This is a genomic window from Anaerobacillus sp. ABA4_114 (assembly GCF_056159065.1).
Genome location: NZ_JBSWUM010000001.1, coordinates 1,255,913 through 1,277,544, shown reverse-complemented (window position 1 = coordinate 1,277,544; position 21,632 = coordinate 1,255,913). Strand labels below are relative to the sequence as shown.

Sequence of the window (21,632 nt, the reverse complement as noted above, 5' to 3'; positions counted from 1 at the left end):
GCCGCAATACAATTTCGTAATTAATTTTCTTTTTGTTTGAAACGAGCCATCAATTCTTCAGCAACATTCTTCGGTAAACCAGCCTCTTGTAGACCATCTACGCCAGCTTCCTTCATTTTCTTGATCGATCCAAAATAATTTAAGAGTTTCTTTTTACGCTTCTGTCCGATACCTGGGACTTCATCCAAACTAGATTTCAGCATGGATTTTCCACGGAGCTGACGATGGAACGATATCGCAAAACGGTGGACTTCATCTTGAATTCGCTGAAGTAAATAGAACTCCTGACTATTTCTAGGAAGGTAAACATCCTCTGGAGGGTCTCCGATCAATAAGTGGGATGTTCGGTGCTTCTCATCTTTCGTTAACGAACAAACCGGAATATCTAGACCAAGCTCATTTTCTAGAACGTCTTTTGATGCTTGAATCTGAGCGATGCCGCCATCGATAATAATTAAATCTGGGAGTGGTCCATCTTCTTTAAGTAACCTTGTATATCTTCTCCTAACGACCTCTTTCATCGAGCCAACATCGTTTGGACCCTCTACTGTTTTTATCTTGTATTTTCGATATTCATTCTTCTTCGGTTTACCATCTAAAAACACAACCATCGCTGAAACCGGGTTTGTTCCTTGAATATTCGAATTATCGAATGCCTCTATTCGAAGAGGTGCTTCTATTCCTAATTGTTCACCAAGGTTCTCAACCGCATTGATCGTTCTTTTCTCATCTCGCTCAATCAGAGAAAACTTTTCATTGAGTGCGATGTTAGCATTCTTTATCGTCAATTCAACTAGCTCTTTCTTCTTTCCTCTTTTCGGCTGTTGTACTGGGATGTGAAGAAGATCTTCTGCTAATTGAGCATCGATTGTATTAGGTAAAAGGATCTCCTTAGGCTTAGGGTGGTTCTTCTGTAGATAAAACTGACCAAGGTATGTTAAAAAGTCCTCCTCAGGCTCATTATAGAACGGGAAGAGCGAGACATCTCGTTCTATGAGTTTCCCCTGACGGACAAAGAAGACCTGAACACACATCCAGCCTTTATCAAAACTATATCCAAAGATATCACGATCGAGGCCATCGTTTGTTTGAATCGTTTGAGCTTCCATCACTTTTTCAATATGGTACATGAGATCACGGTATTCCTTCGCACGCTCAAAGTCCAGGTTTTCAGAAGCGCTCACCATCTTACGTTCTAAATCCTGTTTGACCTCCTGGTGACCACCATTTAAAAACTTCGTGATCCCGTCGATCATTTCTTTGTTCTGCTCTTTCGTAACTTCTTTTACACAAGGCGCAAGACACTGGCCGATGTGGTAATACAAACAGACTCGATCTGGCATCTTTCGGCACTTTCTGAGCGGATAGATACGATCGAGCAATTTCTTTGTAGCACTCGCAGCATAAGCATTCGGATATGGACCAAAGTACTTACCTTTGTCTTTTTTTATTTTTCTTGTTGTGATGAGTCGAGGTTGTTCTTCAGCCGTAATCTTGATATATGGATAGCTCTTATCATCTTTCAGCATCACATTATATTTTGGATCATGTTTCTTTATTAAATTTAGTTCAAGGATAAGTGCTTCTAAATCAGTTGAAGTAACGATATATTCGAAGTCGCGGATCTCTCCAACTAGCCTCTGCGTCTTACCATCATGTGCTCCTGAAAAATAGGAACGCACTCGGTTCTTAAGTACCTTTGCCTTTCCAACATAAATAATCGTCCCTTGACGATCTTTCATCAAATAACAGCCAGGCTGATCGGGTAGAACAGCTAGCTTATTTTTCAAAAATTGTTCCACGCTATCTCACCTCTCTACCCATTCAAGGCGCATCTATGTTCCCCTATTGTATCATAATGCCTATCGCTTATACTCGTACAAAACAATTTCGTGATAGACAGGATCGTACATCTTATCGGAATAATACGCTCCGACCTTTGTGACCGATTTTCTTATCGGTGCCCCTTGCTGTTCAAACCCCTTCACGACACGATCCGTTAAAAATATTCTTCTCTCATCGTAATAAGGTATTTCTGACAAGAAGGTTTCATATGTGAATACACGGTCATGTTCATACTGAACGTCCAGATAATCCATTACCCTTGTTTCCTCCCAGGTATACACCATGATAGGCTCTTCTATTTCCGAGAGAAAACTACTCAACTGATGGACAGCGGCGGGGTGCTGAGCTTCTCTCATCATTGTGAACGTTCCAAAAGATTGAAAGAGTAGCACCATCACCAAACCAAGCTTCACTAGATGTGCCCTGAAACCTTCTGAATACTTAGTAGTGAATAATAATACCGCAAACAAAACCATTCCAGGTAATGGAAGGATGTGTCTTGGTTTATCAATATTCTGCGCAAACAACGCCCACAAGAAGTATAGAGCAAACATGATTCCATATGTCCATTGAAACGGGGTGATGCTTTGTCTGCTAACTTTGTTCAATAATAAAATAAAACCAATTATCATAATAGTAATCATTGCTGCAATGTAGAGCCTTTGTCCTGCAAGTCCAACCCAGCCTATATTGGTTACGACGAGTTCGTAGCTTCTTATCCATAGTGGAGAAGTTGTCGATACAGCACTACCTCCCCATTCTTGAAAATGTCCGGAGGAAAATCCAAGTGCTAGTTCTAAGAATGCAGTGATTCCTCCTTCTGAAGCAGCTAGTCCTACAACCCAAATAAGCTGAAAACAAATCGCAATAAAAAGATGAACACTGATAAACAAAGCATATGTTTTGTTAGAAGTGTAGCTAGATCTCCTACTTATTAGGAGAAGGATTAACCCGATTCCAAATGGTAGATATGATAATCGAATTCCTAGCAGAATGCTTAATAAAAATGAGGGTAATAACAAAACAAATGAAGACGCTTTACGTTGGAAGGCAACATGTAAACCCCAGATGTACCACCATAGAATCCCAACCGCGGCTGCTTCACTCATAGGCTGAATGGACATTACGTTCAAGAAAACCATCGACTGAAGTACACCAACGATCAGTACGCTGATCGTTTTTGAAAGGATATTGCGGCTTAAGAAATAGAGAGGGATCGAACTAGACAATAAAATTAGACTATTAAATGTTGATAAAGCTAACGAGGGATTGCCAATCCACTTGTGGATGACCATTCCCCCTAAAACAAAATAGGGATAACCCGGGAAATGTGGCTGCATGGCATATAAGTCGAATCTGCTTAAAGCTAGAGCAAAGTCTACTTGATCCCAAGATCGTGGAAGGTCGATCGCATAATGAAACCTCCACAAACTAATGAGAATTATGCTAGTGATACTTACTAATAAGATTAACGTTTTAAATAATGCGTTTAGCGATAGCTTTTTCATATTCAACATGATCATCCTTTAGAAACCTGTCCCGGTCATTCTCACGTACAAAAAATACAAGGCGACTCATCGCCTTGTATTCCTTAATTGTTTATTTTACAGCAGTTTCATTCATTTTGTTTGCCTTGAACATAGCGGATTTTTCTTCTTTAGCTGATTCAGCTTTTGAAGGAGCTTTCTTTGTCGTAACAAGAAGATATATAACAGCAAAGTAACCGATGTACGCTACGATTTCTTCTATTGAAGGCATGGAAGAATATCCAAACAGCGCCTTGAAGAAAATACCGATGTCGCCAGATAATAGAGGGGCAACGCCGTTATCACGTACATAATGAGCATAATCGATCGGATGTTCAGGCAAGAACCATGTTAAGTCATAGACGTGAGGCATGACACTTCCAATCATTCTAATATCCTGCATCATGGAGATACCTTGAACAAGTAACCCTCCAGCGATGAGGACGATGAAGATTCCTGTTACCTTAAAGAAAGATTTGAGCGGGATACGCATCGTACCTTTGAAGAAAAGATACGATACAACAGCAGCAATTAACACTCCCGTAATGGCTCCCCAACCTTCGAACCCTTTCCCAATATCTCCGCCTGTAATCGCAGCGAAGAAGAAGACCGTTTCGATGCCTTCTCGTAAAACAACGAGGAACGAATGAATAACCATACCAATTATATTTCCTGTCGTTATATACTTCGTCATTTTTCCTTCAGTCTTGCCTTTGATGTCCCGGCTATGTTCAGCCATCCAAAACACCATCTGTGTCAGTAATACTGAGGAGATCAGCATAATGGCGATCTTCAGGTACATTTCACTTCCCATTGCAGCAAATCCAGTGAAGACTACCTGAAACAACATGGCGACACCTATGCTTGCAACAACTGCAAGTCCTGCGCCTAGCCAAACAAATTTGTTGTATTGACGTTGTCCCATTCGTTTCATATATGTTGTGATGATTCCTATGATGAGAAGGGCTTCAAGTACTTCTCTGAACATGATCAGCAATGCCTGAATTTCCATTTACCTTTCCCCTTTCTACGTTCTTTACGAACGGCGACGCATTCTAGTTGTGTATATCACAACGCCTGCAATGACGATTACAATCAATACGATCGGTAACCAATTCGATAGTTGACCAAGGTCGGTCCACTCAGTTTTACCATTGTCATTCGTATCGTCGGTAGCGCTTTTACCAAAATGACCAATTTCGACTGACTCCATGTTAAATTGATCTTGTAGCGCTGTAAGAATTTTATCTTTACTCTCAATAAATTGATCTTTATCTGATTCTTTTTCTCCTACTCCGAACAAACCAGGATTACCAAGCGAATTTAAGATGGTTTCAAAATCGCTCTTAATCTCGCTATCCACTTCTTCGTTTTTTTGCTTTACGACAGGAGAAAGCTTTTTGTAAGTTGCATCAGCCTTCCCTACTAGCTTTCGAGTCGTATCATATTCTTCGAAGTTGTCCTCCACGTTCTCAAGACGCCTAGAGATATTGAGGACGAGTATTTTCTGCATGTTCGTAATAACTTCTTCTTTATCTTCATTTTCGAGGGCGGACTTAATCACGCTAACTGCGTCGTCACCCATATGTAATTGAATTTCTTCTTCTACAGTAGCAAATATCTCACTTGCTTTATCATAGTTTGGAGGAGATTCATTAAGCTTTGCTACCATCTCACTATACGCTTCAGCTACTTTTTCTTCAGTGGGGTCACCGTATGAATACGCAAAAGCTTTTAGTGGAGTGGTTACCATAGATGTAATCATGATGATGAGTGCTACGAGCGCGATGTGTTTTTTCATTGAGAATCCTCCTCATTGATAATGATAATGATTATCAGAATTGAAGTCAATATCAGATATGCATTTGTTATGGCTTTTCTGTGTGTAATTGAGACCAGTCGATCGGTTTGATCTGATGGGCGTGATAATCAATAGGTACTCGTTTAACAGGTCTTGACATCTCCTTCACAATCGCTGGAAGTACTGAAGTCATATACGCTTTAAACTTTATATAGGACTGACCGGTCGATCGAACTTGATAGGTGATCGGTATTTCGGTTACGCGGAACCCTTTTCTTACAAGATTCAGTGTTAATACTTGTGCATAGTTATAGTCATGAATAATCTCTGCTTCTTCCATTGCCTGTCTTGAGAATGCCCTCATCCCTGACTGCCCATCATAAATCCATTTTCGTAATAAAATGGATTGGAGAAATGTGAAAAAGTAATTCCCAAGCCTCCTATGAAGTTGCATCCCATCTATCGTTCCCTTAAATCTCGACCCCATCACATAGTCTGATTCACCTTCGAGCAGGGGTGCCAATAACTCCGGCAACTGCCAGGCAGGGTATTCATTATCAGCATCTAACATGACGCCAATATCAGCACCAAGAGCAACAGATTGTTGAAGTCCCGTCCGTACCGCTGCTCCTAGACCTTTGTTATGGTCTTTCGAAAAAATATGATCAGCACCAGCTTCTTTTGCTACTTCTACCGTTCGATCTGTTGATCCATCATCAATGACAAGAATACTCACCTTAACGTCTTTATGAAAGTCTCTTGGTATTTTGCGAATGACTTCACCTATAGCCTGTTCCTCGTTATGAGCTGGCAAGAAAACAATAACATGTTGTTTCATTAATCTTTCTCTTCCTTCCTGTGGTTGAACGCTTCAGTTAGAATTTCACCTCTACTATGTGATGGGATAGGCGCACCAAGAAGGTGTGCAACAGTCGGGGCTACCGATGTTAGACTGTGCTTGTCTTCAACTATTTTCCCTGCATTAATGGAAGGGCCATTCATAAAGAAAGGAACGAATCGCTCTCCTTCGTCAAGATGTCCGTGCCCTCCTATTCCATCAGCCTGCCCATGATCGGCACATATGATCAATGTGGTATTTTCCATATAACCATTCTCATCCAACCAATTTACGTATTCTTCAACAAGGCGATCAGCTTCTTCTATCTTTTGGATATATTCATCGTAAAGAACACCTCTTGAGTGTCCGGTTTGGTCTGTTCCAATAAGCTGGACAGTAAAAAAGTCTGGATCCTTCTCTTTCATAACCTCTCTAGCTCTACCCATAATATTAGAATCGGCTACATCATTATGCATCACAGCCGTTACTGTATCTACGTCATCTCCCATCGCATCAACAAGATGGGCAATTCCAAGGAGTCTACCGCTCTTATTCACCTTTCGCAACGAATCATAGATCGTCTCGACTTTTACGCCACGACCCCAAACCATATTTGAATTGATTCCATGTTCGAAAGGATACGTTCCAGTCATCATGGATGAAAAACATACTACTGTCCTTGCTGGATAAACTGTTTCCATCTGGCTATATTCAGTACCACTCTTTTTCAGCGAATCCAAAAAAGGGGTTTGTGCCTCTTGGAACCGTTCCTTTCTCATCCCATCGATGACGATCATGATTACTTTTTCATTCTTATTGTTAGAAGACTTTACATCTTCTGTATAGGTCGGTTTGATTGTTGGTTTCCAGTCAAATAAATATTTGTGTAAAATGTAGCTAAACAGAAAGATGGCACCATACAACATGAGCAACTTGTCCCACTCGATGGACAATGAAGAACCGATAAATGAATCTGTCACCATAGTCCAAATGCCTATGATCAGCAATACTTTAGGTAGCTGCTCCTGAGCATTTCCGCTCGTTGAATCACTATTCTTTAATACGAGTTTCCAAAATCGAGTGAAGTTCGTCCAACTCGTTCCAATTCTCAGATGATAATATAGCGTTCCCCAGAAAAACACCGTAAAAAAGAAATAGAGTGCTATTGCAAACAATGATGCTGTTAGAGAAAAGTGGTCAAAGATTATTAAAAAACCTATCAAGGGAAGCCATAAATAATTTCTCAAGAAAAGCGGAAAATCATAATGATAGTAAAGAACTAGAAGAGGGAGAACCGCTCCTAATCCGAATAAAAACCCACTCCAAAATGAAACTGAAAACCACTCTGATATGTAAAATAACAATAAAGTTCCCGTAACAAAAATAGGAGTGAAGGGCTTTCCTTCGTTCAAAAGATTCCAGCACCTTGCTGCAACCTTCTCAAAACCTGAAGCTTGTTTCATTCTGTTTCTCCTTTCGACTTTACAAACGATTTCAATTTATTCATTTTAAGAGGATACATGTAAAATGCTGCCGCACCGGCAGCAAAGGAATATAAATACTTAAATCCATGAGTAATGATCGCAATCATAAACGCATCTTCTAGCTGGAATCCAGAGCGATACAAAGACAGGCTCATCACACTTTCATAAGTTGCGAGTCCTCCAGGTGCAAGTTGTAAAACACCAGAACCGACAGACAGTGCTGTCACCCACATTGCGTTAAGATAGCTAAACGATGCCATATCGACAATCGCAACAGCATACACGACGATTCCCTCAAAGATCCAGCTGATGCCTGATAACAAAATAATGATCAAACCCGATCTAGATTTCACAAGAGAGGTAAAGTCATTCCATTGTGTTGATACGAAAGCAGGTAGTTTGTTGTGTTTTTCCAAGAGATAAAGAAAGACAGTTCCTACTCCTATCGCTACAAGCGCACTAAGAAAGAAAACGGAATTCAGCTGGATTCCAATAGCACTCGCTCCAAACATTGCGAATAAACCAAGCCACAAAAGATCCAAAGCTCTTAACGACACTACGGAAGATAACGATTTCGTCCATTTTACATCCTGATGTTGTGCCAAGGCCCCCACTCTTACAGCTTCTCCACCTTTAAAAGGTAATAGATGGTTAAAAAACAAACTATAGAATATTCCTGATAGGTAGACGACGAATGGCACATTCGGATTCACAAGAATTCTCCAACACCAAGCACGTAACAAAAACGCAATTGTATATCCTACAACCATGAGTACTAGGAGAATAGGATGGCTGAAAAGAGCCAAGATGGTTTGCCTTAAATCTTCAAATGTAAACACTTTAACGAATAGAAAAACAAACAAAACAACGAGCGATAAGCTAGTTAACCATTTAATTATCTGTAGTAGTTTTTTGCCCATTCCACCGTTCTCCGTATTCCTTCATTTATTCCTATATTAGGAGTGTAACCGAGCATCTCTTGCGCTTTCGATATGTTGCTCCACGTATGCTTCACATCACCCGCTCGATGAGGGCGTTCGAACAGTTTACCTTCTGGGAAATATTCTTGTAATATCGTGATCAACTCATCTAATGATACGGGTGTTCCGCTTCCAAGGTTAAATATCTCGGATTGACTTGATTGTCTTTTCAAGGTCAGCGAGATACCTTTCACAATATCATCGATAAATGAGAAATCACGAGACTGTTCTCTTCCAAAGATCTCGATAGGTTGATCGTTTAAAAACTTATTAATAAATAGAGGAATGGCCATATCCGGTCTGCCCCAAGGTCCATACACAGTAAAGAATCGTAGAATAGAAAGCTTGTATCCATAGAGTGATTGATAAGCATGACAAAAGGATTCAGCTCCGTACTTCGCAGCGGCATATGGAGAACAAACCTTTCCGTTAGCATCTTCTTCTTTCACCGGACCGCTGTCAGCATTGCCATAGACGGATGAGGATGACGCAAATAGAAAGTGGGATACGCCTGTTTCACCGGACGCTTTTAAAACATTTACCGTCGTTTTTATATCTTGATCAATATATTCGTGTGGGTTTAAAAGCGAATATTGTACTCCAGGAAGGGCTGCTAAATGAATGACTGCATCATAGGAATGCTCCTTAAAATGCTTCATTGTTTTCTCTTCATTTAGTAAATCGAATTGATGTAGTGTAAAGTCTCCCAACTTTTTCACTTGGTCTATATGATCTGCCTTCCTTTTTACGTCATAATAGGAAGTCATATTGTCGATGACCGTAACGCTGTGTTTTTCTTTGATGAGAGTTTTGGCTAAGTGGCTTCCAATGAAACCTGCTCCACCAGTAATCAATACGTTCATATTCTGCACTCCTACTACTCAACTAAAAAAGAAACTTCCTCTTAACTCTTAAGCATTCCTAACTTTCATGTACAATAGAAAAGGCCGCTTTAAGCGGCCAATTTCGTCTTTCTTTATTCTACTACACTTTTTAGCGTAGACACAATTTCATCGCTTAATTTTGCTGCTTCATCAGCTTTATCGTTGCTAATGGCTTCAAACCACTCTTGCCCTTTTGTATAAAGACCTTTCGTTTCTTCTTCACCGAGCGTTTCCATCAATGGCTTCTCGATTGCTTTCATGAAGACATTTGCTTCCATTGCAGCTTCTCGTCCATCTGTAAGTTTGCCTTCATCTGCCATAGCAGCAACCTTTTCATGATAGCTCATGATTTTGCCCATGAATGCTTTCGTGAACAAAGTAGAAACTTCGTCTGATTTAATCGTACTTGGATCAGTTTCACTAATATTGAATAGTTCGCTTAACTTATTCGCCGCTTCTTCATCTCCACCAGATAGAGAACCTTGAATTGCCTGGTAGAATCCAAGAGCTTCTGCCTGCATGATCTTCAGATCTTCTGTTTCACCATCTTGGACTGCTTGATCAATCTTTTCTGCGTAAGAGTTAGCTGCTAAGTAGTAGCTCTTATATGTGGATTTGTCAGTAACTTGCTTGTACACTGCAAAGTTATCCATTTCTCCATTATTTAAAGCTTCTTCTTGAGCGTCTAAGCCGTTATTAATATTTTGTACGATGCTTGAATCACCCTCAAGCTCGTAATAAGAATCACGTTTCTCTGCTGTCGGAATGAAAACATTCTCAGCTAGCTTTTTAATTTCGTTAAAGTGAAGCATCGCTTTTTCATCTTCACCAGCATCCTTTGCTTCAATAACAGCTGCATGAAGTGATTTTTGCTTTTGATAGAAATAGGATTGTGTTCCTTTATCGATCATTTGACGAGCAACGTTCATATCTAGTTCGCCAGATTTACCTGCTTCAATTCCTGTTGTAATAAACTGATCGATTTCATTACTCGTTTCATTTACTGCACTTTTCAGCTCATCCGAATAAGTAGCGTCGATCATTTCCCAATCTACTTCTTTGTCTTCTTTCATCTTATTTAGTTCTTCCGTTATGGCTTTATAAGCCTCGATTTGTTTTACGGAGTCAGATTCTTCGACTGACATGTCGCTTGAAGCATTCTCTTCCGTGTTATTGTTAGAGTTGCTTGATTCCTCTTGAGTTTGCTCATTTGTGTTTGAAGCATTTTCTGAGTCGTTGCCGCATGCTACAAGCACAGTTCCTGCAAGTGTAATAGAAGCGAATAGCATCATTGATCTTTTCATTATGTAATCCCCTTTTCATCGTTGTCTGTTCTTATGATATCCATCAAGATTATATCGAGAACGATTATCAGTGTCAATACTGTTGTAATTTAAAAATAAAAAAGACCCCAATCTCAAGGATTGAGGTCTTGATGTTTATCGTTTATTGATGCTTAGAAAGTGTTTGTGCTAGTGCTTCTTTCGGTTGGAAACCAACGACTTGGTCAACAACTTCTCCGTTTTTGAAAACTAGAAGTGTTGGGATGCTCATTACACCAAACTTGCTTGCTGTTTCTTGGTTCTCATCTACGTCGATTTTAACCACTTTCACATCAGTCATCTCAGCATCTAGTTCTTCAAGAACTGGTGCGATCATCTTACAAGGTCCACACCATGGTGCCCAAAAGTCTGCAAGAACAAGACCTTCGCTTGTTTCTTGGTTAAAGTTTTGATCTGTCGCATGTACGATAGCCATTCTATATCTTCCTCCTTAAACAAATATCACTTGAGAATACCAGGTTAAAGGCCGGTTGCCTCAATGTGCTCTGCCATATTGACATTCGTCAATTGGCTCAGATTGAGTATATCATTAATACTCATGGTGTTTCCATTTTTTTGACTCACACTCATTCTTCCCTATTTACTGAAGAAAAAACGTGTAAAAAAGCGAGCTCGCGGCTCGCTTTTTGTTTAGTTCGTTTGGAGAACTTTTTTGAATTCTTGTGTTAATAGTGGAACAACTTCAAACAGGTCTCCAACGATTCCATAATCTGCTACATTAAAAATATTCGCTTCTGGATCTTTATTGATCGCAACGATTACTTTTGAGTTAGACATACCAGCGAGGTGTTGGATTGCCCCTGATATACCGCACGCGATATAGAGATCTGGAGTAACGACTTTACCAGTTTGCCCGATCTGTAGCGAGTAATCGCAATAATCTGCGTCACACGCTCCTCGAGATGCTCCTACAGCAGCACCGAGTACGTCAGCAAGTTCTTGTAGTGGTTCGAAACCGTCTTCACTCTTCACACCACGGCCACCTGCAACAATCACTTTTGCCTCTGATAGATCTACTCCAGAAGTAGACTTGCGAACGACTTCTTTCACGATCGTACGAAGATCTTTAATCTCTACCTCTTCAGAGAAAACTTCGCCTGAACGTGACTCATCTTTCTCAAGAGCAGAAATGTTATTCGGACGAATCGTTGCAAGGATAACACCCGATTTTACCTTCTTCTTCTCAAATGCTTTACCAGAATAGATCGGACGTGTGAATACGATATCCTCACCATCTAATTCGATTGCAGTAGCATCTGAGATTAAGCCAGCATCTAATTTACTAGCAAGTTTTGGTGCTACATCTTTCCCCATCGATGTATGTGGGAAGAGGATCGCATCAGGTTCGATAGAGTTGATAATCTGCAAGAACACTTGCCCGTACCCATCGCTTGTATAAGTTGAAAGCTTTTCATTCTCTGCTTTGATGACACGATCTGCTCCATAATGGAACAACGAATCTGTTAATGCGCTTACATTTTCGCCCGCTATCGCTGCGATTACTTCTCCACCCGCTGCGATTTCTTTCCCAGCTGCGATTGCCTCAAACGATACATTACGAAGTTCATTCTCACGACTTTCTGCAATTACGAGTACTTTTTTGGCCATAGTAAACCCCTCCTATATAACTTTCGCTTCCTGACGAAGTAATTTCACTAGTTCTTGTACTTGATCGTCCACTTCACCTTCAAGTACTTTTCCAGCTTCTTTTTTAGGTGGTAAATAACGCTCTAGAGTTTCTGTTTTTGCTCCAATTTCATCTTCATCGATGTCTAGTTCATCATAATCTATTTCTTCAAGTGGCTTTTTCTTTGCCTTCATGATTCCAGGAAGTGATGGATAACGTGGTTCATTAAGTCCCTGCTGAGCTGTTACAAGCAGTGGAAGCTGCGCTTCAACGATTTCCACATCCCCCTCGACATCTCTTTCGATTGTAGCTGTGCTACCATCGATATCTAGCTTCGTGATCGTCGTTACATAAGGAATACCCATCTTCTCTGCTAAGCGAGGGCCAATCTGTCCAGTGCTATTATCATTCGAGACGTTTCCACCAAGGATGATGTCGTACTCTTTATCTTCGAAATAAGCGGCTAATAGCGCAGTTGTTGTATATTGGTCGCTCTCATCAAGCTCTTCATTATTAATTAGAACCGCTTTATCTGCACCCATTGCGAGAGCAGTTCGAAGCTCCTTCTCCACTTCTTCACTACCGATACTAACGACTGTAACTTCACCGCCGTGGTCGTCACGAAGTTGAATTGCTTCTTCAATCGCATACTCGTCGTAAGGGTTGATAATAAACTCAACGCCTTCTTCACTGATCTTGCCATTCTCAATAACAATTTTTTCTTCAGTATCAAATGTTCTCTTCATAATTACGAATATGTTCATTTCTTTTTACCCTCCCTGAGATAATTATCTTTATTTATCAGTAAAGTTCGGCTTTCGCTTCTCAATGAAAGCACGAATACCTTCTTGCCCATCTTCAGATACGAAGGCTTTACCGAAGTACTCTTTTTCTTTCGCTACTCCTTCATTGAACTTAGCTGGTTTAGAGTAAGTTAATAACTCTAATGCATACCTCATCGTTACAGCACTCTTTTGAGCGATCTTCTCAGCCAATTTTTTCGCTTTAGGAAGGAGTTCGTCTTCAGAATAAACTTGATTTACCAAGCCTAAGTTTGCAGCTTCTTGTCCTGTGATTGGTTCACTCGTTAGAAGCATTTCAGCAGCTTTCGCCTTGCCTACAAGTTCAGGCAAGCGCTGTGATCCTGCAAAGCCTGGTACAAGCCCTAATTGTAGTTCTGGCAATCCAAGTTTTGCACTTTCCGTTGCGAGGCGAATGTGGCAAGCCATCGCAAGCTCAAGCCCTCCTCCGAGCGCAGCTCCATGAATGGCAGCGATGATCGGTTTTGGGAACGCTTCCATTTTATCGAAAAGCGTTTGACCAATGCCTCCGAGCTCTCCAAAACCTTCTTCGGTATCAACAGTTGTAAATTCTTTTATGTCTGCTCCAGCAGAGAAAAACCTGCCTTCACCAGTCAACAAGATAACTTTTGTTTCGGAATCATTCTCTAAATCATTAAGTATTTGCGTCAGTTCTTTAAGTACGTCTGTAGCAACAGCATTCGCTGGTGGTCTTTCTAAGGAAATGTTCGCTACCTTGTTTTCTTTCGATAATTTTAAAAATTCCACTTTCCCACTCCTTCCTAAGCAGTCCCGGAATTTCCGGGACACATATCTATTTGCTTAAGCCATTGATCAGTAAATGATGTATAGGCTTTGCAAGTGCTTCTAAATCAAACTTGTGATCCTTCATAACCCAATTGGTCACTGTTTCATCAAGCGTTCCAAATATCATTTGCCTAGCGAGTCGGACATCAAGCTCTTCCATGAATAGGCCTGCCTTTACGCCATCGATCAAAATCTGATCAACTAAGGTTAAGTACTTCTTAAGTACTTCACCGATTTGAGCACGAAGCTCTTTGTTCGTTTGCCTTAATTCTAACTGGGTGACGATTGCAAGCTCGTAATCGGAAGAAAGATGCCTGAAGTGCATATCGATCAGCGTTAACAGCTTTTCTTCTGCATTGCTCTTCTCAGCTATCTGCGCTTCGATCTTATCGATGAAGCTTCCCATCTTTTTTTGAAACAGTGAGATAAGCAGATCTTCTTTATTCTTGAAGTATAAGTAGATCGTACCGTCTGCTACACCGGCTTCACGCGCTATTTTTGAAACCTGCGCTTGATGGTAACCATTTTGTGCGATCACGACTACAGCAGCATCAATGATTTTGTCATACTTTGGGCCACGCTTTTTCCCTTTTTCCACCATAGCAAGTTCTCCTTTATTCTTAATCCGACACCTCATTCACCAGAAATGAATGAGCATTCATTCATATTTATATTGTAGCGGTACACAACAGGTACTGTCAATATCGGATTTCTGAGCGAGCGCTCAATTTGAATACAAGGATATTTGCAAGTTCATCATATCATAATAAGCTGAAATGTGCGAATTTTTCTAATTAATTTTTCAATCATCTTCACTAGTTTCTTAAAGAAGAAAACCAATCGCTAAAGCGATTGGCTTTTTTCTTTTTCTTCATCAACGAGTACTCGGCGAAGGATTTTCCCAACCGTAGTCTTTGGAAGCTCATCTCGAAATTCATACAAATGAGGAACCTTGTACGCTGCAAGAAAGCGCCTACAATGTTGATTTAACTCTTCCTCAGTACAATTGCTATTACTCTTCAGGACAACGAATGCTTTTACGGTTTCTCCACGATATGGATCCGGAACGCCTATTATAACCGCTTCTTGAACAGCTTCATGTTCATATAACACTTCTTCTACTTCTCGAGGATATATATTGAATCCACCTGCAATGATCATATCTTTCTTACGATCGACAATATAAAAGTATCCCTTCTCGTCTTGATAAGCCATATCTCCCGTATAAAGCCAGCCGTCTTTTAGGACAGCTTCCGTTTCATCAGGACGATTCCAGTATCCCTTCATCACTTGAGGGCCCTTTACGATAAGTTCACCAATTTCTTTAACTTCAGCTTCCTCACCGTCAGGCTTCACAACCTTAGCATCGGTATCCGGCCAAGGCATCCCGACACTTCCGATGACATTACCATCTGAAATAGGATTCGCGTGTGTAACAGGCGAAGATTCTGTTAAACCGTAGCCTTCCACGAGCCTTCCACTGATTTTTTGCTGAAACTTCTGTTGTACTTCGATCGGCAGTGGTGCTGATCCACTAATACATGATTTGATCGAAGAGAGGTCATAGCTGTCGAAGTCAGGCTCGTTCAGTAGTGAAATATAAATTGTTGGGGCACCTGGAAACAAGGTTGGTTTCTGTTTGTCAATCGTCTTCAACGTGTCTCTCGGTTCGAATTTAGGCAAGATAATCATCTTAGAGGCATACATTATCGAAAAGTTCATAACACACGTCATACCATATACGTGGAAGAAAGGTAGTACTCCCATTATTCTTTCTTCGCCATAAGTAATATCTCGATTCCATACAATCATTTGCATTGTATTCACTACGAGGTTGTAGTGAGTCAACATGACTCCTTTTGCTAGACCTGTTGTCCCACCTGTATATTGAAGCAAAGCCAAGTCCTCTTTAGGATCGATGTCTAGATCGATTTCATTCAACTTTCCATTTTTCACCCAGCTGTGAAAGGTGTGGATGCTTTCGTTCAATGGTATTTCGACGATAGGACCTTGCTTATTCTTCTTTTGAACGAGAGGATAAAGCAAGTTCTTAGGAAAAGGCAAGTACTCATTGATCTTTGTGACAACTACATGCTCTAACGATGTTTTATCTCTTACTTTTAACACTTTTGGTAATACAAGGTCTAGGCAGATAATAATCGTTGCTTGTGAATCTGTTAGTTGATGCTCGAGCTCTCGTTCCATGTAAAGCGGATTCGTTTGAACAACAATTCCACCTGCCATAAGTACTGCATAATAACTAATAACAGCTTGAGGACAGTTCGGCAGCATGATCGATACTCGATCGCCCTTCTCAAGCCCATGCGCCTTTAAAGAATTTGCTAATCGATTCGCACGATCGAAAAGCTCTTGATACGTTAGTTCTTTTCCTAAAAAATGAACTGCCTTCTTATTTGGATAGTTCTGAGCAGCATCTTTTAGGTACTGATGAAGAGGCTTATTATCGTACTCCATCGCGGGCGGTACACCTTCATCATAATGCGAGAACCACGGTTTTTCGCTAATATTCTCCATTATTTTTTCAACCTCCCTTTCAACTCTCCTTTCAAACCCTATTCTCTCTATAAAATAATTATAATGAAAAACACGAAAATATCCTATCTTTTTTTGATTTTTTTGAATAGATTGGCAATTTCCGTCACTACTTGTCTTATTTAAATAGAAAAAAGACAGGTTTGCACCTGTCTATCTAGACTGTTGAGAAAACATTAAGAGTTATCTCTCAATAATATAGCGAGATTTCCGCTCCAGGATGCTCGCTTTCCGCGGGGCGGGCGGTGAGCTTCCTCGTCGCTTACACTCCTGTTACCGCAGGATTGAAGCATCCTTCCGCTCCAATCAGCGTTATATGAAGGTTTATATAATTAGAAATTATAACGATATATAGAGCCAAGAAAGATTGGATAGCACTCATTGGAAAGTTAACTTGATTTGAATGTATTTATTAGCAGTTATCCGGTCAATAATATTCAATTTTTTTCAAACAAAGCTAAAAGACAGGTTTTCACCTGTCTTCTCTACACAAAATAAAGTAAGTAAACGATACCTGCGATAAAAAATATCCCTGCAACTACCATTAATACTTTCCATAACGTCTCCATTACATTCTCCCCTTAACTGATCCCTGCTCCAATGACGAATGAAAGTCCAACTGAAATGACCATCGAAATGAATCCTACAGCACGGTTATCTTGTTTTATTTCTTCGTCGATTCGAAATTTAGGAGTTAAAAATTCAAAAGTAAAGTATCCGATCAATAATAAAACAAAGCCGAATATCCCCCACCCCATCATCGTAACTAGCGAATCGTTGTGTTCGATCGAGAATCGAAAGATATTCGCGATTCCAAAGATCTTACCACCTGTTGCTAGAGCAACGGCTAAATTGCCATTCTTGACCTCATCCCAGTTACGATAAGAGGTAACAAATTCAAAAGCCGAGAGAAATACAATCATACACACGATGACGACACTATAGTTGGCTGCCGTTTGAAAAGCTACACTATCCCAAAGTTGATCCATCTCTGAGCTTCCTTTCCTTATTTCAGTTCGACGACGGTTACGCCGCCACCGCCTTCATTCATTCCGCCCATTCTCAGTGTCTTCACACGAGAGTGACGTTTCAACCATTCATGAACGCCTTTCCTTAGAGCGCCAGTGCCTTTACCATGTATGATCGAAACTTGATGATACCCAGCTAGAAGCGCATCATCAATATACCGCTCTACTTCCACCTGAGCGTCTTCGTATCGTTTTCCTCTTAAGTCTAACTCGGTCTTCACACTGCTATCACGGCCACGCACTGAAACGAGCGGCTTTCTCTCTACTACGGGTTTCGATTTCACCTTTTCAAGGTCATTCGCTTTCACATTCATTTTCATTATACCAAGCTGTACTTGATACTCGTTTTTACCAACTTGCTCAACAATATGTCCTTTCTGGTTAAAACTAATGACATTTACTTCATCACCTGGTTTGTAGGATTTCACCTGCGCCTTATTAGATGGCTGTTTTGTTTTCTTAAGTTCTGGCTTAGTTTCGTCAAGCTGCTTTTGGGCATCGATCAACTGATGTTCTTTTACAGAACCTTTCTGGAATGTGCGAAGGTCGTTTATGATTTTTTTCGCTTTCTCTTTTGCTTTATCAACCTCTTCGGCTGCTTGTCTTTCAGCTTCTTCTAACATTCGTTCTCGTTGATTTTCGAACTTTTCAAGCTGCGCTTCAAGGTCTTTTTTCAAAGCTTCTGCTTCTTTACGAATCACTTCAGCGCTTTCGCGATCAGATTCTGCTTTCTTCTGACTGTCTTCAAGTGAAGAAATCATTTTATCTACTTTATTACTTTCACTTGATATTTGAGATCTAGCATCATCTATAATGACTTCCATTAGTCCAAGTCTTCTTGAAATTTCAAAGGCATTACTTCTTCCAGGAACACCAATTAGCAACCGATATGTAGGACGTAGCGTTTCAACGTCAAATTCTACACTTGCATTCATAACCCCTTCACGGTTGTAGGCATAGGCTTTTAGTTCACTATAGTGAGTAGTAGCGATAACTTTTGCTCCACTATTGTAAACATAATCTAAAATTGAAATCGCCAGTGCTGCACCTTCTTGAGGGTCCGTACCTGCACCAAGCTCATCAAACAACACGAGGCTATTGTGATCGAGGTTTTCAAGAATACCAACGATATTTGTCATGTGAGAAGAAAACGTACTTAAGCTTTGTTCAATCGACTGTTCATCACCAATATCTGCGAATATATGTTGGAAGACAGACATAGAAGAATTCTCTTCAGCAGGAATATGAAGACCTGATTGAGCCATAAGCGTTAACAGACCAGCTGTTTTTAACGTAACGGTTTTCCCGCCTGTATTAGGTCCTGTAATAACAAGAGATGAGTAATCGTCTCCAAGCTTTATTGAGATCGGTACAACATCATCTTGTGGAAGAAGCGGGTGTCGACCTTTGCGAATTTCAAATGCCCCTTCATCATTCATAGTAGGCTTAGTTGCTTTCAGCTCGTTCGCATATAGTGCTCTAGCGAATATAAAATCGATCTCTGCTAACATGTCGACATTATGTCTTAGAGTTTCTGCTGATTCAGCCACTTTTACAGTTAACTCAGTAAGGATACGCTCAATTTCTTGTTTTTCTTTTACCTTCACTTCTTTGAGCTGATTATTAATCGACACTACTGACTGAGGTTCGATGAAAAGTGTCGCACCTGAAGATGATTGATCATGAACCATTCCACCGAAAGAGCTTCTGTACTCCTGCTTAACAGGTATGACGTACCGTTCATTTCTGATCGTCACGAGTGCATCAGACAACATCTTTCTTGTATTCGAAGAACGTATTAAGCTTTCCAATTTCTCTCTTACTCTTGATTCATAGCTTCTCAACTGCGTGCGCAGCCTTCTTAACGCATCACTTGCAGAATCCAGCAAATCACCATCTTGATCAATACATGCATTGATTTCATGCTCTAGATCTGTCTCGTTCATAATTTGGCTGACGAGGCTTCCTAAGAGAGGGAGCTCTATTCCGTCCTCAATCATATTTTCCAAAAAGGTTTTAAATCGCTTCCCACCGTAAATCGTACTCGAAATGTCTAAAAGCTCTGAAGGGTTCAAGACTCCCCCAATTTCAGCTCTCTTCAAGCTCGAGCGTATATCTCTGATTCCACCTAGAGGAGCTTGGCCACGCAAACGAAGAACGGTTCTTCCTTCATCCGTTTCATCAAGATGACTGTTCACTTCTGCTAAGTCATAGAATGGGACTAATTGTTCTGTTTTTTGCTTTCCTAAAGAAGAGGACACGTGCTTTCCGAGTCTTTCTTTCACTTTTTCAAATTCAAGCAGTCGCAACACTCTACTGTTCACTGATTCGTTCCTCCTATAAAGCAGTAATTTATTTATGACGGTCGAAGAATGCCTCGAGCTCTTCTACCGTATACGTATTTAGTACACTCTCTTTTCTTAACCAACCTCTTCTGCCTGCCGAGACTCCTATTTCCATATGCTCGAGCATGTCCATGTGGTGGGCATCTGTGTTGATCATTATTTTCACATTTTCTTCCTGCGCTTTCCTAAGCCATGATGCAGCTAAATCGAGGCGATTCGGGTTTGCATTCAATTCTAACGCGGTATTTGTTTCTTTAGCTAGTTCAATCAGTCTTTCATGATTAAGTGCATAACCTTTTCTTCTCCCCAATAATCTACCAGAAGGATGGGCGATCAAATCAACATGGTGACTCCTTAATGCGGTCTCGAGCCTTGCCATAATCGTCTCTTCATCCTGAGTAAATGATGAATGAATGGAAGCAATAACAAAATCCATCTCTTCTAATAATTCATCGTCATAATCTAGCGTACCATCAGGAAGGATGTCCATCTCTACACCAGCAAAGATCTTGAAATCGCTCCATTTTTCATTCAATCGGTTGATCTCCGCTCTTTGTTGACGTAACCGTTCTGGTGTTAACCCATTTGCCACTCTAAGATACTGAGAATGGTCTGTTATCGCTATATACGAATAGCCTTTTTCTCTTGCTCTTTCTGCCATTTCCTCAATTGTGTAGGCACCGTCACTCCATGTAGAGTGCATATGAAGATCGCCCTTAATATCGCTCAATGAAACGAGTTCGAACTCTGACTCCTGAGCAGCCTCAATTTCTCCACTATCTTCTCTAATCTCTGGTGGTATATACGACAATCCAAAATGGTTATAAAATTCCGTTTCATCCTTAAACGTTAACACTTCACCTGTTTCAATCGATTCTACGCCGTATTCACTTATTTTCTCGCCCTTATTTTTGGCAATTTGACGCATCTTGACGTTATGGTTTTTCGATCCAGTAAAGTGATGGAGGGTGGATGCGAATTCTTCAGGTTTTACGAGTCTAAAATCAACTGAAACAGAAAACTCGTCATCCATTTCAAGCGTTATCTTCGTAACTCCCATGACCACTATTTTCGACACACCTTCTAATGAAACAAGCTGTTCTGAAACGTCTGCAGCTTGGGTCGTGGCGATAATGAAATCAAGGTCTTTGATCGTTTCTCGAATTCTTCTTAAGCTTCCCGCTCTAGCAAATCGATCGATTCCCTCTAATGTTTCTAACTGACGTTCTATTTTTTCTGCGATAGGTAACATATATGCGATCGATAACCTCTCGGGTCTCTTGCCAGCTTCATCGATTGCGGCTAAGATCTTTTCTTCACTCTTCTTACCGAAACCAGGCAACTCTTGAATCTTTTCCTCTTTACATGCATCTTCAAGAGTTTTCATATCTACGACGCCCAGCTCATGATAGAGCTTTGCAATCTTCTTACCACCGAGCCCCGGCAGCTCGAGGAGTGGCACTAACCCTGAAGGCACTTCCTTTTTCAACGATTCTAGGGTTTCTGATTCTCCGTTTTCTATGATTTCATTAATAACCGCAGCTGTCCCTTTTCCAATTCCATTTAGCTCTGCAGGATCACTGATTTGGTCCATACTCCGGTCATCCGTTTCAAGTGCACGAGCAGCTTTTCTAAAGGCAGAAATCTTAAATGGGTTTTCACCCTTTAATTCCATATAGACAGCTATTTCTTCTAAGTATTTTATAACGCTCTTTTTATTCATGTTCGATCTCACCCTTCATAAGAATCGTTAACCAAAGGTTTTTTCTCA

Annotated in this window: 18 protein-coding genes; all 18 read right to left on the bottom strand. The window is 40.5% G+C overall.

All coding sequences use genetic code 11. The features are described from left to right. Positions 1-20 precede the first annotated feature (20 nt). The 18 genes from uvrC to polX all read right to left on the bottom strand — a co-directional run bounded on the left by uvrC (position 21) and on the right by polX (position 21,584). Positions 21-1,742, bottom strand: coding sequence for an excinuclease ABC subunit UvrC (uvrC, locus tag ACXAEY_RS06265; RefSeq protein ID WP_442865121.1), 1,722 nt, complete (start codon positions 1,740-1,742; stop codon positions 21-23). 120 nt (positions 1,743-1,862) lie between these two features. Further along, entirely contained in the window at positions 1,863-3,359 is a 1,497-nt protein-coding gene (locus ACXAEY_RS06260; RefSeq protein WP_474810893.1) for a hypothetical protein, read from the bottom strand. Positions 3,360-3,444: 85 nt separating this feature from the next. After that, positions 3,445-4,383 (bottom strand): FTR1 family iron permease, encoded by a 939-nt coding sequence (locus ACXAEY_RS06255; RefSeq protein ID WP_270179507.1) that lies wholly within the window; start codon positions 4,381-4,383, stop codon positions 3,445-3,447. Positions 4,384-4,407: 24 nt separating this feature from the next. Next, a complete protein-coding gene (locus ACXAEY_RS06250; RefSeq protein WP_270179508.1) occupies positions 4,408-5,172 on the bottom strand; it encodes a hypothetical protein in 765 nt (254 codons plus the stop codon). Positions 5,173-5,239: 67 nt separating this feature from the next. Then, positions 5,240-6,010, bottom strand: coding sequence for a glycosyltransferase family 2 protein (locus ACXAEY_RS06245; protein WP_474810892.1), 771 nt, complete (start codon positions 6,008-6,010; stop codon positions 5,240-5,242). Continuing rightward, complete coding sequence (locus ACXAEY_RS06240) at positions 6,010-7,473, bottom strand: alkaline phosphatase family protein (RefSeq protein WP_474810891.1); 1,464 nt, start codon at positions 7,471-7,473, stop codon at positions 6,010-6,012. Before ACXAEY_RS06240 ends, ACXAEY_RS06245 begins: the two co-directional genes overlap by 1 nt. After that, positions 7,470-8,414, bottom strand: coding sequence for a lysylphosphatidylglycerol synthase transmembrane domain-containing protein (locus ACXAEY_RS06235; protein ID WP_474810890.1), 945 nt, complete (start codon positions 8,412-8,414; stop codon positions 7,470-7,472). Before ACXAEY_RS06235 ends, ACXAEY_RS06240 begins: the two co-directional genes overlap by 4 nt. Next, positions 8,390-9,337: an NAD-dependent epimerase/dehydratase family protein gene (locus ACXAEY_RS06230; RefSeq protein WP_474810889.1), complete on the bottom strand. Its 948-nt coding sequence runs from the start codon at positions 9,335-9,337 to the stop codon at positions 8,390-8,392. The genes ACXAEY_RS06235 and ACXAEY_RS06230 overlap by 25 nt, the downstream gene beginning before the upstream one ends. Positions 9,338-9,450: 113 nt before the next feature. After that, positions 9,451-10,662, bottom strand: a complete 1,212-nt coding sequence (locus ACXAEY_RS06225; RefSeq protein ID WP_474810888.1) for a hypothetical protein — start codon at positions 10,660-10,662, stop codon at positions 9,451-9,453. Positions 10,663-10,804: 142 nt separating this feature from the next. Next, positions 10,805-11,116 (bottom strand): thioredoxin, encoded by a 312-nt coding sequence (gene trxA, locus ACXAEY_RS06220; protein ID WP_270179514.1) that lies wholly within the window; start codon positions 11,114-11,116, stop codon positions 10,805-10,807. A gap of 215 nt (positions 11,117-11,331) precedes the next feature. Next, a complete protein-coding gene (locus ACXAEY_RS06215) occupies positions 11,332-12,309 on the bottom strand; it encodes an electron transfer flavoprotein subunit alpha/FixB family protein (RefSeq protein WP_270179515.1) in 978 nt (325 codons plus the stop codon). Between the two features lie 12 nt (positions 12,310-12,321). Continuing rightward, a complete protein-coding gene (locus ACXAEY_RS06210; RefSeq protein ID WP_474810887.1) occupies positions 12,322-13,092 on the bottom strand; it encodes an electron transfer flavoprotein subunit beta/FixA family protein in 771 nt (256 codons plus the stop codon). A 30-nt stretch (positions 13,093-13,122) separates the two neighbouring features. After that, complete coding sequence (locus ACXAEY_RS06205) at positions 13,123-13,896, bottom strand: enoyl-CoA hydratase (RefSeq protein WP_474810886.1); 774 nt, start codon at positions 13,894-13,896, stop codon at positions 13,123-13,125. Between the two features lie 46 nt (positions 13,897-13,942). Next, positions 13,943-14,536 (bottom strand): TetR/AcrR family transcriptional regulator, encoded by a 594-nt coding sequence (locus tag ACXAEY_RS06200; protein WP_270179518.1) that lies wholly within the window; start codon positions 14,534-14,536, stop codon positions 13,943-13,945. A gap of 242 nt (positions 14,537-14,778) precedes the next feature. Then, the gene (locus tag ACXAEY_RS06195; RefSeq protein ID WP_474810885.1) at positions 14,779-16,470 is read right to left on the bottom strand and encodes a long-chain-fatty-acid--CoA ligase; all 1,692 of its coding nucleotides are present in this window, start codon (positions 16,468-16,470) and stop codon (positions 14,779-14,781) included. A gap of 599 nt (positions 16,471-17,069) precedes the next feature. After that, positions 17,070-17,477, bottom strand: coding sequence for a DUF350 domain-containing protein (locus ACXAEY_RS06190; RefSeq protein ID WP_270179520.1), 408 nt, complete (start codon positions 17,475-17,477; stop codon positions 17,070-17,072). A 17-nt stretch (positions 17,478-17,494) separates the two neighbouring features. Beyond that, on the bottom strand, positions 17,495-19,840 hold the full coding sequence (locus tag ACXAEY_RS06185; protein ID WP_474810884.1) for an endonuclease MutS2: 2,346 nt from the start codon (positions 19,838-19,840) through the stop codon (positions 17,495-17,497). A 28-nt stretch (positions 19,841-19,868) separates the two neighbouring features. After that, entirely contained in the window at positions 19,869-21,584 is a 1,716-nt protein-coding gene (gene polX / locus ACXAEY_RS06180) for a DNA polymerase/3'-5' exonuclease PolX (protein WP_474810883.1), read from the bottom strand. Positions 21,585-21,632: the final 48 nt, after the last annotated feature.

Bases quoted from the DNA above. Each gene is read 5' to 3' on its own strand.
- ACXAEY_RS06195 (WP_474810885.1), bottom strand. From the start codon at position 16,470: ATGGAGAATATTAGCGAAAAACCGTGGTTCTCGCATTATGATGAAGGT.
- ACXAEY_RS06235 (WP_474810890.1), bottom strand. From the start codon at position 8,414: ATGGGCAAAAAACTACTACAGATAATTAAATGGTTAACTAGCTTATCG.
- polX (WP_474810883.1), bottom strand. From the start codon at position 21,584: ATGAATAAAAAGAGCGTTATAAAATACTTAGAAGAAATAGCTGTCTAT.
- ACXAEY_RS06255 (WP_270179507.1), bottom strand. From the start codon at position 4,383: ATGGAAATTCAGGCATTGCTGATCATGTTCAGAGAAGTACTTGAAGCC.
- ACXAEY_RS06190 (WP_270179520.1), bottom strand. From the start codon at position 17,477: ATGGATCAACTTTGGGATAGTGTAGCTTTTCAAACGGCAGCCAACTAT.
- ACXAEY_RS06245 (WP_474810892.1), bottom strand. From the start codon at position 6,010: ATGAAACAACATGTTATTGTTTTCTTGCCAGCTCATAACGAGGAACAG.
- ACXAEY_RS06210 (WP_474810887.1), bottom strand. From the start codon at position 13,092: ATGAACATATTCGTAATTATGAAGAGAACATTTGATACTGAAGAAAAA.
- ACXAEY_RS06250 (WP_270179508.1), bottom strand. From the start codon at position 5,172: ATGAAAAAACACATCGCGCTCGTAGCACTCATCATCATGATTACATCT.
- ACXAEY_RS06225 (WP_474810888.1), bottom strand. From the start codon at position 10,662: ATGAAAAGATCAATGATGCTATTCGCTTCTATTACACTTGCAGGAACT.
- uvrC (WP_442865121.1), bottom strand. From the start codon at position 1,742: ATGAAAGATCGTCAAGGGACGATTATTTATGTTGGAAAGGCAAAGGTA.
- ACXAEY_RS06200 (WP_270179518.1), bottom strand. From the start codon at position 14,536: ATGGTGGAAAAAGGGAAAAAGCGTGGCCCAAAGTATGACAAAATCATT.
- ACXAEY_RS06240 (WP_474810891.1), bottom strand. From the start codon at position 7,473: ATGAAACAAGCTTCAGGTTTTGAGAAGGTTGCAGCAAGGTGCTGGAAT.
- ACXAEY_RS06215 (WP_270179515.1), bottom strand. From the start codon at position 12,309: ATGGCCAAAAAAGTACTCGTAATTGCAGAAAGTCGTGAGAATGAACTT.
- trxA (WP_270179514.1), bottom strand. From the start codon at position 11,116: ATGGCTATCGTACATGCGACAGATCAAAACTTTAACCAAGAAACAAGC.
- ACXAEY_RS06230 (WP_474810889.1), bottom strand. From the start codon at position 9,337: ATGAACGTATTGATTACTGGTGGAGCAGGTTTCATTGGAAGCCACTTA.